Annotated in this window: 13 protein-coding genes; 5 read left to right on the top strand and 8 right to left on the bottom strand. The window is 69.6% G+C overall.

What is annotated here, in order from left to right:
• Positions 1 to 51: 51 nt before the first annotated feature.
• From ACWF9G_RS33135 to ACWF9G_RS33105, 7 genes are all read right to left on the bottom strand, one after another.
• Entirely contained in the window at positions 52 to 822 is a 771-nt protein-coding gene (locus tag ACWF9G_RS33135) for an SDR family NAD(P)-dependent oxidoreductase (RefSeq protein WP_379310266.1), read from the bottom strand.
• Positions 823 to 872: 50 nt separating this feature from the next.
• Positions 873 to 1,634, bottom strand: a complete 762-nt coding sequence (locus ACWF9G_RS33130; RefSeq protein ID WP_452520111.1) for a crotonase/enoyl-CoA hydratase family protein — start codon at positions 1,632 to 1,634, stop codon at positions 873 to 875.
• Positions 1,635 to 1,670: 36 nt separating this feature from the next.
• Complete coding sequence (locus ACWF9G_RS33125; RefSeq protein ID WP_452520110.1) at positions 1,671 to 2,852, bottom strand: thiolase family protein; 1,182 nt, start codon at positions 2,850 to 2,852, stop codon at positions 1,671 to 1,673.
• An 82-nt stretch (positions 2,853 to 2,934) separates the two neighbouring features.
• Positions 2,935 to 4,209, bottom strand: a complete 1,275-nt coding sequence (locus ACWF9G_RS33120; RefSeq protein WP_452520108.1) for an NAD(P)/FAD-dependent oxidoreductase — start codon at positions 4,207 to 4,209, stop codon at positions 2,935 to 2,937.
• Positions 4,206 to 4,397: a rubredoxin gene (locus ACWF9G_RS33115; protein ID WP_379310261.1), complete on the bottom strand. Its 192-nt coding sequence runs from the start codon at positions 4,395 to 4,397 to the stop codon at positions 4,206 to 4,208. The genes ACWF9G_RS33120 and ACWF9G_RS33115 overlap by 4 nt, the downstream gene beginning before the upstream one ends.
• Positions 4,398 to 4,400: 3 nt before the next feature.
• A complete protein-coding gene (locus ACWF9G_RS33110) occupies positions 4,401 to 5,249 on the bottom strand; it encodes a mycofactocin-coupled SDR family oxidoreductase (protein WP_452520105.1) in 849 nt (282 codons plus the stop codon).
• A 49-nt stretch (positions 5,250 to 5,298) separates the two neighbouring features.
• A complete protein-coding gene (locus ACWF9G_RS33105) occupies positions 5,299 to 6,840 on the bottom strand; it encodes an aldehyde dehydrogenase family protein (protein WP_452520104.1) in 1,542 nt (513 codons plus the stop codon).
• Positions 6,841 to 6,931: 91 nt separating this feature from the next.
• On the opposite strand from ACWF9G_RS33105, the gene ACWF9G_RS33100 reads away from it, so the two are divergent.
• From ACWF9G_RS33100 to ACWF9G_RS33080, 5 genes are all read left to right on the top strand, one after another.
• Positions 6,932 to 8,152 (top strand): CaiB/BaiF CoA transferase family protein, encoded by a 1,221-nt coding sequence (locus ACWF9G_RS33100; protein WP_452520102.1) that lies wholly within the window; start codon positions 6,932 to 6,934, stop codon positions 8,150 to 8,152.
• Positions 8,149 to 8,307, top strand: a complete 159-nt coding sequence (locus tag ACWF9G_RS33095) for a DUF1059 domain-containing protein (RefSeq protein ID WP_379310258.1) — start codon at positions 8,149 to 8,151, stop codon at positions 8,305 to 8,307. The genes ACWF9G_RS33100 and ACWF9G_RS33095 overlap by 4 nt, the downstream gene beginning before the upstream one ends.
• Before the next feature lie 53 nt (positions 8,308 to 8,360).
• Complete coding sequence (locus ACWF9G_RS33090; RefSeq protein ID WP_452520100.1) at positions 8,361 to 9,659, top strand: amidohydrolase family protein; 1,299 nt, start codon at positions 8,361 to 8,363, stop codon at positions 9,657 to 9,659.
• Positions 9,660 to 9,732: 73 nt separating this feature from the next.
• Complete coding sequence (locus ACWF9G_RS33085) at positions 9,733 to 11,250, top strand: class I adenylate-forming enzyme family protein (protein WP_452520099.1); 1,518 nt, start codon at positions 9,733 to 9,735, stop codon at positions 11,248 to 11,250.
• Positions 11,247 to 11,549 (top strand): hypothetical protein, encoded by a 303-nt coding sequence (locus ACWF9G_RS33080; protein WP_378826261.1) that lies wholly within the window; start codon positions 11,247 to 11,249, stop codon positions 11,547 to 11,549. Before ACWF9G_RS33085 ends, ACWF9G_RS33080 begins: the two co-directional genes overlap by 4 nt.
• A gap of 72 nt (positions 11,550 to 11,621) precedes the next feature.
• Here the strand turns inward: ACWF9G_RS33080 and ACWF9G_RS33075 are convergent, their stop codons facing one another.
• Positions 11,622 to 12,239: an isochorismatase family protein gene (locus ACWF9G_RS33075; RefSeq protein ID WP_452520114.1), complete on the bottom strand. Its 618-nt coding sequence runs from the start codon at positions 12,237 to 12,239 to the stop codon at positions 11,622 to 11,624.
• Positions 12,240 to 12,242 lie beyond the last annotated feature (3 nt).

The following is a 12,242-nucleotide window of genomic DNA, read 5'->3' as shown; positions in this document are numbered from 1 at the left end:
GGATCACGGAGCGGCGGTGGCGGTTTCGGGCGGCCGTGGTGACGGCACGACTCACTTCGGCTGGAAGCGCTGACCGCCGTCGATACGCACCACTTCCCCGTTGATGTACGGGTTCTCGAGCAGGTGCTGGGCCAGCAACGCGTATTCCACCGGTGCGCCCAGCCGCTTCGGGAACGGCACGGACGCGGCGAACTGCGCGAGCTTCTCCGCACCGAGGAAATCCATGATCGGGGTGTGCATGGTGCCCGGCGCGATGCTGTTGACCCGGATACCCACCGCGCTCAGATCGCGAGCGGCGACCAGCGTCAGACCGATCACGCCGCCCTTGGCCGCCGCGTAGGCGGACTGGCCGATCTGGCCCTCGTAGCCGGCGATCGAGCTGGTCATCACCACGGAACCGCGTTCACCGTCGGCCTTGGGCTCGAGCTTGGCCATCGCGGCCGCCGCGAGCCGCAGCACGTTGTAGGTGCCCGTCAGGTAGAGCGCGATCGTGTCGGTGAAACCCTTCAGGGTGTGCGGGGATCCGTCCCGGTTGACCACCTTCTCCAGCACGCCGAAACCACCGTGGGCGATCACCGCGTAGCGCAGCGTGCCCAGCTCGGCGGCCGCGGCGATCGCGTTCTCCACCGAGTCCTCGTCGAGCACGTCGGTCCGCACGTAGACGGCCTTGTTGCCCAGCTCGGTCGCCAGGGCGTTGCCCTTCTCGTCATTCAGGTCGGCGATCACCACGGCCGCACCCTCGGCGTGCACCTTGCGCACCGTCGCGGCACCGAGGCCACCGGCACCGCCGGTCACCAACACCACTTCACCTTCGAACGACACTGTTTCTCCTCACTTCTCGATTCGACGGCGGACAAGGCGGCCGTGCGGCCTCACTTGCCCGTCCACTGGGGGGTTCGCTTCTCGGCGAAGGCTTTCGCGCCTTCCTGCGCGTCCGCGGTGGCGAAGACCGGGCCGATGAGCGCCATCTGCTTCTGCCACATCTCGTCGGGGTGCCACGCGGCCGCCTCGACGATGACCTGCTTGGTCACCGCGACGGCGACCGGCCCGTTGGCGGTGATCCGCTCGGCCAGCGCCAGTGCCCGGTCCAGGGCTTCGCCCGGCTCGGCCAGCTCGTTCACCAGACCCCACGACGCGGCGTCCGCGGCGGTGAAAGTGTCGCCGGTCAGGGACAGTTCCAGCGCCTTCTGGTACGGGATCCGCCGGGGCAGCCGCAGCAGTGCGCCGCCACCGGCGACCAGGCCGCGTTTGACCTCGGGAACACCGAACTGCGCGGTGCGCGAGGCAACGACCAGGTCGGTCGCCAGCACCAGTTCGGTGCCGCCGGCCAGGGCGTACCCCTCGACCGCGGCGATGATCGGCTTCCGCGGCGGCTTCTCGGAGAAGCCGAGACCCCGACCGGCGACGTAGGGGTACTCCCCCGCCGCGAACGCCTTCAGATCCATTCCGGCACTGAAGTTTCCGCCACTGCCGGTCAGCACCGCGACCGACAGTTCGGCGTCGCCGTCGAGTTCGTCCATGGCGTCGGCCAGTCCCTGGCTGACCGCGAGATTCACCGCATTGCGTGCCTGCGGCCGATTGATCGTAACGATCAGTGTCCGGCCGCGTCGTTCGACCTGTACTTCATCCGACACAGGGACCTCCTTGTTCTTTCGCTGATTGCCGGGTACTCAGACTTCGATGACCAGGGCGCCGCCCATACCGCCACCGGCGCACATGGCGCTGACACCGATCCCGCCGCCGCGACGGCGCAGCTCGTAGATCAGCGTCGCCACCTGGCGGGCGCCGGAGGCCGAGATCGGATGGCCGAGGCTGCAACCGCTGCCGGAGAAGTTCACCGTCGACTCGTCGATGCCGTGCTTGCGGCAGGCGGCGATCGGGACCGAAGCGAAGGCCTCGTTGATCTCCCACAGCGCCACATCGGCGACGCTCAGCCCTGCGCGATCGAGCACCTTGCCGACCACCTCGACCGCGGCGAGCCCGTTGTCCGCCGGTGTCACCGCGACATTGGCCCAGGTCCGGACCGTGGCCAGCACCTCGAGACCGGCACCTGCGGCGTAGTCGTCGGCGGTGACGGTGACCGCGGCCGCGGCGTCGTTGATGCCGCTGCTGTTGCCCGCGGTGATGGAGAAGCCCTCGATCCCGGGGTGCAGCACCGGCAGCGAGGCCAGCCGCTCGAGGGTGGTGTCGCGGCGGGGATGCTCGTCGACCGCGAAGTCGAGCACCGAGCCGTCGGCCTGGGCCACCTTCAACGGCAGGATCTCCTCGGCGAACCGGCCCTCATCGATCGCGGCGATCGCGCGCTGGTGGGAGCGCAGCGCCCACTCGTCCATCTCCTGGCGGCTGATGCCGACCTTCTTGGCGGTGTTCCAGCCGACCGTGATCGACATGTCGGTCGCCGGGGCGTCGGGGGTCTCCGGATGCGATGGCGGGATCCAGGGCTCGCGGAACTCGAGATCGGGGCCGACACCGGGCACCCGCCACTTCATCAGCGGGGCCGTGGACAGCGACTGCACACCACCGGCGACGATGACGCGTTCCACACCCGCGCTGATGTGCGCGGCCGCGTTGGCGATCGAGGTAAGGCTGCCCGCGCAGTGCCGGTTCACGGCCTGGCCTGGCACGCCGGTCATCCCGGCGGCCACCGCGGCGTGCCGGGCGAGATCGCCGCCGCCGTAGTTCAATTCGGCGAGGATGACATCGTCCACCTCGGCGGGGTCGATACCGGAGCGGCGGACCGCCTCGGTGAGGATCTCGGTGGCGAGGGTCTCCGATGCCACATTGACGAGCGCGCCCTTGAAGGACCGCCCGATCGCGGTCCGTACCGCGCTGACGATGACCGGTTTGGCCATATCTCTCAACCTTCGTCTCTCTGGGCCGCACCGGGCGGTGCGGCGTTAGTCTGTTCGGTGACAGCAGTGGGGTTGCGGGGCGTCACGAGGCCGCCGGTGCGCCGGTGGAACGGAGCGTCGCCGCGGCCGCCACCAGATCGATTTCGTCGGCGCCGAACAGGACGCGCGGAAGCGGGGCACCGTCCCCGATCAGCTCCTGTGCGGCGCGGACGTCTTTGGGCCTGCCGACTCCGAGAGCACCGATCAGCCGGTCCTGCGCCAGGGACAGCGCGAGGAAGGAGCCGGCGCCGTCGAGGTCTCCGTGGACGACGAGTTCGTCACCGCGAGTGGGCCATCCGGCGATCTGCAGGGTGCGGCCGAACTGGCTGGTCCAGCACCACGGGACGTCGCGGTAGGGCGATCCGTGACCGAGCACGCTGCGTGCCGCGGCACTGCCGTGCGCCTGGGCATGGTTCCAGTGCTCGACCCGTTCGGACCCGCCCAGGATCGGATTGGGGAACCGGGCGACGTCTCCGGCGGCGAACACCGCGGGCGCCGAGGCCGCGCAGTACTCGTCGACGACCACGCCGTCGGCGACCGTGAGCCCGGCGGCCTCGGCCAGGCTGGTCTCCGGTGTCATCCCCACCGCGACGATCACGACATCGCCGCGCCAGGACCGCCCGTCCTCGGCGGACACCGTGGTCACCGCGTCCCTGGTCTCCGCCGAGACGAGCCGCACTCCGGTGTGTACGCCGACCCCGCGATCACGGTGCAGGCGTTCGTAACTCGCCGAGATCGCGCCGGGCAGCACACGCTCAAGCAACCGGTCGGCAGCCTCCAGCACGGTGACCTCGGCCCCGCTGCCTCGCACGGCCGCGGCCACCTCCATCCCGATCAACCCGCCGCCGATGACCAGTACCGACAGGGTCTCGCCGACCTTTCCGGCCGCGCCGAGCACCGGTCGCAGCGCGTCGAGGTCGGCCAGCTGCCGCACCGTGTACGCCTCGGGGACGAGATGGTCCAGCCGTTTCGCGCGGCCTCCGGTGGCCAGCACCACAGCGTCGTACGCCAGGTCGGATCCGTCCCCGAGTTCGACACGGGCGGCATCGGTATCGAGGCGGGTGGCGATCGTGGCAGTGCGCAGCTCGATGCTCATGTCCGCCCAGAAGGCCGGCTGTTCGAGCCGCGCCCGCTCCGCGCCGGCCGCGCCGGACAGCAGTTCCTTGGACACCATCGGCCGCCGGTAGGGCTGCGCCCGTTCGGCACCGGCCAGCACGATCGACCCCGTGAACCCCTCCCTGCGCAGGGTTTTGGCGGCGCCGACTCCGGCGATGCCGGCGCCGACGATCACGATCTGCCCGCGGCGCGTAACCGTCACCGCGCGACCTCGATCATCTCGAAGTCGGACTTCTCCGCACCGCAGTCCGGGCAGGTCCAGTCGTCGGGGATGTCGTCCCAGCGGGTGCCGGGGGCGATGCCGTCGTCGGGCCAGCCCAGTTCCTCGTCGTACTCCCAGCCGCAGATGACGCAGCGGAAGAGCTTGTTGGCCGTGGTCGTTTCGGTCATGGTTCACTTCCCCCAGGGCACGGCCTTGACGAATCCGCCTGCGTCCACGCGGATCTGGCTGCCCGTCACGAACCGGGCGGCGTCGGAGGCCAGGAACACGACCATGTTCGAGACGTCCTGCGGCTGGATGTAGGGCACGGGCATGGCCTGCATGGCCGGGAACGCCTGCTCCGCGTCGGCGCGGGTCGGGGCGTCCTTGTCGGGGCGGAAGATCTTGTACATGCCGTCGTTGTGCAGCATGTCGGTGTCCACATTGGTCGGGTGGACCGCGTTGACCCGGATCGATTGCTTGGCCAGCTGGATCGCCAGATCGTTGACGTAGTGCGCGACGACCTGCTTGGCGAAGCTGTAGGCCGAACCGCCGGGCCCCTGCTTGGTGGAGCTGCCCAGCTGCGCGGCCAGCGAACCGGTCGCGATGATCGAGGCGCCCGCGCCCAGGTGCGGCAGACTGGCCTGCACCACGTTGAACACCCCGACCAGATCGGTGTCGATGGTGTCCGACCACGATCGCATGCTCTGCCCGCTGCCCAGCGGCGCGATGCCCGCGTTGGCGACCACGATGTCGAGGCGGCCCAGTGCTTCCGCGCCGGCGGCGACCGCGGCCCAGACCGCGGTGCGGTCGCGCACGTCGACGATCGCCGGGTGACAGCGCCTGCCTTCCTTCTCGACCAGCCGGGCGGTCTCCTCGAGATCCTCGGGCCGGGCCAGGGGGTAGGTGTTCCCCTCGAGGTCCGCGCAGATGTCGAGGGCGATGATGTCGGCGCCCGCGGCGGCCAGGTTGACCGCGTGCGAGCGTCCCTGTCCGCGGGCCGCGCCCGAGATGACGGCGACCTTGTCGTCCAAACTTCCCACTGATGGCAACCTTTCAGTACTTCTACGGTGGTCGGGGGTGCTCGCGGGCTCAGCGCTGTCGCGGGAGCCGGGAGCCGATGGTCTTGGTCTCGAGGTACTGCTGGAAGCCCTCGATGCCGCACTGGCGGCCGACTCCGCTGTTCTTGTAGCCGCCGAACGGCGCGTCCGCGCCGTAGAACATGCCGCCGTTGACGCCGACCGCGCCGGTGCGCAGGCGACGCGCGATCGCCATCCCGCGTTCGTCGCTGCGCGAGAGCACGGCGCCGGCCAGTCCGAACGCGGTGCTGTCGGCGATGCGGACCGCCTCGTCGTCGTCGGCGAACGGGATGACGACGAGCACGGGCCCGAACACCTCCTCCTGCGCGATCGCCAGTCCGGGGTCCTCGGTGGCGAAGACGGTCGGCGAGAAGAAGTGCCCGCCGGCCAGGTGCGCGGGCAGATCGGCGGGTATCGCGCCGCCGGTGACCAGGCGCGCGCCTTCGCGCTCCGCCCGTGCGCACGCGGCGCGGACCCGATCCTGCTGTGCGGCACTGATCAACGGGCCGACGAGGGTTTCCGGCAGTGCCGGATCGCCGACCGGGACCGCGGCGAAGGCCGCCGCGACGGCCTCGACCATGTCGTCGTAGAGGGAGCGGTGCACCAGCATCCGGCTCGTCGCCGCGCAGGCCTGGCCCGCGTGCACGCAGACCCCGATGGCGCTGCGCAGAGCGAGCTCCGGTTTCGCGTCGTCGAGCACGATCAGTGCGGATTTCCCACCGAGCTCGAGGAACGTCCGCTTCATCGACGCCGCGCCCTGACGCAGGAGCAGGCGCCCCACCTCGGTCGACCCGGTGAACGACACCAGATCGACGCGCGGATCGGTGGCCAGCAATCCGGCCACGTCGTTCGACGGCGTGGTCACGATGTTCACCACACCCGGCGGGAAATCGGTGCGCTCGGCGATCAGCCTGCCGAGCCGGGTGGCGTTCCACGGCGTGTGCGGATCCGGTTTCAGGACAACGGTATTGCCCGCGGCCAGGGCGGGGCCGAGCTTGTTGAGCACGACCTCGACGGGGAAGTTCGACGGGCAGATCGCCGCGACGACACCGACCGGTTCCTGCACCACGGTGCGCTTGTTCCGGTCACCGAAGAGTCCGCCGCCCGCGAGCACCCGCTCCCAGGCGAATTCGTCGATGAGCCCGGCCGGATAGCGCAGCGCCTCGGCCAGTGGCCAGTCCAGCTGGGCGTTGTGGGTCGTCATGACCGGGCAGCCGACCTCGGCGACCAGCTCGGTGCGCAGCTGTTCCTTCTCGGCTTCCAGCGCGCTCTGCAATTGCTCGAGACAGCGACGGCGCAGCGCCCGGTCGACCGGCCAGGAACTGTGGTCGAATGCCCGGCGCGCGGCGGCGATCGCCCGCGCCATGTCCGCTTCCCCCGCGGCGGCGGTGACGCCGAGCACCGACCCGGTGGCCGGGCTGTGGTTGTCGAACGTCGCGCCCGACCGCGCGCCGGTCAGCTCACCGTCGATGAGCATGCGCGACTCGGCCTGCGTGGCGGCCACCAGCCCCAGCTCCGGACTCAGTGCGGCCCGCTCGCCGACGACCTCGCTCACATTGCCTCCCGATGACCATCCTGGATGATTAACTGTAATGATTACCGTATAGTACTTCGGGACACGTATCAATCGCGGGAAAGGAGCACCGATGTCCGGATTGCTCAGTGGCGTCATGGTTGTCGAGCTGGCGTCGTGGACCTATGTGCCGAGCGCGGGCGCCGCACTGGCCGACTGGGGCGCGAACGTCATCAAGGTCGAGGACACCCGGGGCGGAGATCCCTGCCGCAACCTGACCATCGGCGGCCTCGACGGCACCGGCACCGCGGTCCAGGCCAATTTCATGATGGAACTCGGCAATCACGGCAAGCGCAGCATCGGCGTCGACATCAAGACCGAACGGGGTAGGCAGATCCTGGGCCAGCTGATCGCCGAGGCCGATGTCTTCCTGACCAACTGGCTGCCCGCCCCCCTCCAGCGCGCGGGCCTGACGGTGCCGCAGATCCGGGAGTTCAACCCGTCGGTGATCATCGCCCGCGGCAGCGGCCACGGCAGCCGCGGTCCGGAGAAGGACCGCGGCGGCTTCGACGCCGCCAGCTACCTGGCCCGGGCGGGTGTGGCCTACGCACTGTCCCCGACCAACGCCGAGTTCCCGATGGCGCAGGGCCCCGCCTTCGGCGATCTCCAGGGCGGCATCACGCTGGCGGGTGGCGTCACCGCCGCGCTGTTCCATCGCGAGCGCACCGGCCACGCGCCGATCGTCGACAGTTCGCTGCTCGCCCAGGGCATGTGGTCGGTCGCGCCCGATATCGCCGCCGCCGACTACTACGGCATCGACCGGATCCCCGCAGGCGAGGCGGGCACGGCCCTGAATCCCGCGGTCAACCGCTACCGCACCCGCGACAATCGCTGGGTCCAGCTCGTCCTGCTGCAGGCCGACCGGTTCTGGGCCGGGTTCTGCGAGCGCATCGGCCGCCCCGACCTGGGCACCGACCCGCGCTTCACCCCGCTGGCAAATCTGGTCGTCAACCAGGAGGCCGCGACCGCCGAACTGCGCGCGACCTTCACCGAGCGCGACCTCGCCGACTGGCAGAAGGCCCTGGCCGACGAGCCCGGCGTGTGGGCGACGATCGCCAGCCCCCAGGAAGTGCTCACCGATCCCCAGGTCGCCGCCAACGGCTACCTCATGACGATGACCGACAGCGCGGGCACCGAGTACCGGACCGTCGCCGCCCCGGTCCAGTTCGACGAGACACCCGCCGCGCCCAGCCGCGCACCCGAATACGGCGAGCACACCGAAACGATCCTGCTCGAACTCGGCCTGGAGTGGGACGACATCGTCGCCGCCAAGGACAGCGGGGCGATCCTGTGACCGATCCCCAGAAGCGCTACCTCACCTGCCCGTGCGGCGAGTGGCTCACCGGCGCCGACGAGGACGGCCTCGTCGAGCGAGCCCGGCAGCATCTCGCCGAGCGGCATCCCGGCCACAGCTACACCAGGGAACAAATCCTCTTCCTGGCCCATTAAGCAGGCGAAATATTTATAGTAAGTCTTACAGTAACTTAGATAGGAGAGTGCGCGTGGACAAGAACGAAATGATCCTGATCAGCGTCGACGACCACATCATCGAACCGCCGGACATGTTCGCCCGGCACCTGCCCAAGAAGTACGCCGCCGACGCACCGCACCTGGTGCACACCCCGGACGGCGCCGATGTCTGGAAGTTCCGCGACACCGTCATCCCGAATGTCGCCCTCAATGCCGTTGCGGGACGACCGAAAGAGGAATACGGCCTCGAGCCCGACGGTCTCGACGAGATCCGGCCGGGCTGTTTCGACGTCCACGAGCGCATCAAGGACATGAACGCGGGCGGCATCCTGGCCTCGATGAACTTCCCCTCGTTCCCCGGCTTCGCGGGCAGGCTGTTCGCGACCGAGGATTCGGACTTCTCCCTGGCCCTGGTCCAGGCCTACAACGACTGGCACATCGACGAGTGGTGCGGCGCCTACCCCGGCCGCTTCATCCCGATGGCCCTGCCGGTGATCTGGGACGCGGAACTATGTGCCGCCGAGGTACGCCGGGTCGCCGCCAAAGGCGTGCATTCGCTGACCTTCAGCGAGAACCCGGCGGCCCTGGGCTACCCCAGTTTTCACGATCCGTACTGGAATCCGCTGTGGAAGGCCCTCGTCGACACCGACACCGTGCTCAGTGTGCACATCGGGTCCTCTGGCCGGCTGTCGATTCCCGCGGTCGACTCCCCGCCGGATGTGATGATCACGCTGCAGCCACTCAACATCGTGCAGGCCGCGGCCGACCTGCTCTGGTCCCGGCCGGTCAAGGACTACCCGGACCTGAAGATCGCGCTGTCCGAGGGCGGCACGGGCTGGATCCCGTATTTCCTGGAGCGGGTGGACCGCACGTTCGAGATGCACTCGACCTGGACGATGCAGGACTTCGGCGGCAAGAAGCCGTCGGAGGTGTTCCGCGACCACTTCCTCACCTGCTTCATCAGCGATCCGGTCGGTGTCCGCCTCCGGCACGAGATCGGCGTCGACAACATCTCCTGGGAGATGGACTACCCGCACAGCGACTCCATGTGGCCCGACGCTCCCGAGGTCCTCGCCGACCTCCTCGAACAGGAACAGGTGCCCGACGACGAGATCGACAAGATCACACATCTGAACGCGATGCGCTGGTACTCCTTCGACCCGTTCCAGCACATCCCGCGGGAACAGGCCACCGTCGGCGCCCTGCGGGCCGTCGCGGCCGGCCACGACGTCAGCATCAGGTCGCGCAGCCAGCGATCGACCTCGGCCGAGGACAAACTGGCCGCCTTCCAGGCGCAGATCAAGGCGGCCACCGCGCACACCGCGCGCTGACCTGCACGACCGCGGCCACCCCGGACCCGGAGTCGGGGTGGCCGCCTCCGCAGTGAACCGATGAGGTGAGATTTTGAGCATTTCCGTGCTACTCGAGATGGCCGCGGCCACAGGGCCCGACCACAACGCCGTCGTCGCCGACGACACCAGGATCACCGTGGCCGAGCTGAGCGAGCTGGCCGACCGCGCGGCGGGCCTGATCGACTCGGCGGGTGTGGGCCATGTCGCCTACGTCGGCACCGGCGGAATCATGCTGCCGCTGCTGCTGTTCGGATCTGCGCGGGCGGGCCGCGCGTTCACTCCGCTGAACTACCGGCTCGGCGCGGCCGCGCTGCGGGAGCTCGTCGAGCGGCTCCCCACCCCGCTCGTTGTCGCCGACGACGAATACGCCGACATCGTCGCGGGGACCGGCAAGCAGGTCATCGGCTCCGCGCTGTTCTGCGCCGCGGTCCGCACCGCGTCCGGCGACACCACGATCACCGAACCCGCGCCCGAGGACACCGCGGTCCTGCTGTTCACCTCGGGCACGACCGCCCAGCCCAAGGCCGTGGAGCTCAGCCACGCCAATCTGACGAGCTATGTCATGGGCACCGTCGAATTCGGTTCTGCCGCACCGACGGACGCGGCCCTGGTCTGCGTCCCGCCATACCACATCGCCGGTGTCGGTGCCGCCCTGTCCAACCTCTATGCCGGCCGGACCACGGTGTATCTGCGGCAGTTCGACGCGAAGCGCTGGATCACGCTGGTCCGCGAGGAAGCCGTCACCAACGCGACGGTGGTACCGACGATGCTCGACCGGATCGTCACCGCCCTGCGCGCGGCGCCCGGGACCGCGCTGCCGAGCTTGCGCACGCTCGCCTACGGCGGTTCCCGGGCGCCGCTCCCACTGGTACGCGCGACCCTCGAACTGCTGCCGGAGGTCGGTCTCGTCAATGCCTACGGGCTCACCGAGACCAGTTCGACCATCGCGGTATCGACACCGGAGGACCACCGGATCGCCTTCGCGGCAACCGATCCCGCGATCGCCCGCAGGCTCGGTTCGGTCGGACGGGCGGTGCCCGGCATCGAACTGGAGATCCGGGCCGAGGACGGAACCGTCCTGCCGCCCGACGAGATCGGCGAGCTCTTCGTACGGGGCCCACAGGTATCCGGGGTCTATCGTGGCCTCGGCTCGGCGCTCGACGCCGACGGGTGGTTCCCGACCAGGGACCTGGCAGCACTCGACGCCGACGGCTATCTGTTCATCGGTGGGCGCTCCGACGACACCATCATCCGCGGCGGGGAGAACATCGCCCCGGCCGAGCTCGAGGATGTGCTGGTCGAGCATCCCGAGGTGGCACAGGTCGCCGTCGTCGGCCTACCGGACCAGCAGTGGGGCCAGATCCTGGTCGCCGTCGTCGTGCCCGTCCCCGGTGCGGCGCCGGACCCCGAGCAACTGCGCGACCATGTCCGCGCGAATCTGCGCGGCTCCCGCACCCCGGATCGGGTCGTCTTCCGTACCGACCTCCCGACCAACCCCACAGGCAAGATCCTGCGGCGCGATCTCGTCGACGAGCTCTCCGCCATAGCCACCCCCCGAGGAGCATCGTGATCACCAGCGGAACCCGCCTCGAAAGCCAGGTCTGCGACACCCAGGTCATCGTCATCAAAGCCACCGACGCCATCGCGGGCCTGCGCTGTGGTGGCGCCCCCATGGTGAACCTCGGCGCGGCCAAGGACACACGCGCGGTCATCGACCCGGATTTCGCCGACGGGACCGCCGTGGGCAAGCGGTACGTCCACGCCACCGGCGCCGAGATCCTGGTGACCCGGGCGGGTGTGGGCACCCTCGACGTCGATGCGGTGCCCCTGGATCTCAAGGAAGCCAAGCAACTTCCGTCCAGCGACTGAGCGGCGCGAACACCGACGGCGCTCCTGCATGAAAGGCAGGAGCGCCGTTGGTGTTTCGTGGTGCCGATCGGGTCAGCGCCAGGCGGCCAGTAGTTCTTCGGTCGTGGTGATCGTGGCGATCATCGACAGTGTGTTCTCGATCATCGCCGCCCCGTACGCGCGGGGGACGCCTGCCACGGCGTCCCGGGGCACCACCACGTCGTAGGCGGCGTTGACCGCGTCCATCACCAGATTCGGGATGGCCACGTTCAGCGAGACGCCCACCGCGACCACTGTCGTCACCCCGAGATTGCGCAGCACCGCGTCGAGATCGGTGCCGCCCATGGGACCGAGCCCGTGCCTGCGCCGCAGCACCAGATCACCTGGCTCGGGCCCGAATTCGGGCAGCAGCGCGGTGGCCTCGGTATCAGGCTCCAGCGGCACGCCGCGCGCGCCGAGGGCGAACAGCTTCGCGTTGTGGTTGGAACCGAGGCCATCGGGCCGACGCCAGACCAGGCAGTGCACCACCCGCACGCCGGCTGCCCTGGCCGCGGGGAGCAGGGCGCCGATCGCGGGCAACGCGGTGTCGCGGGCCTCCTCGGCCAGCACGCGCAGCCCGGCCGACGCACCGACCACCGCACCCTGGAGTTCCTGGGTGACGATGGCCGTGTGGCCGGGCGCCACGAGCTCGGCCAGCGACCAGCGCGTCATGCC

The sequence above is a fragment of the Nocardia sp. NPDC055029 genome (genome assembly GCF_053608525.1).
The sequence above is the reverse complement of the archived record's forward strand: the minus strand, read 5'-3'. Positions and strand labels throughout refer to the sequence as shown.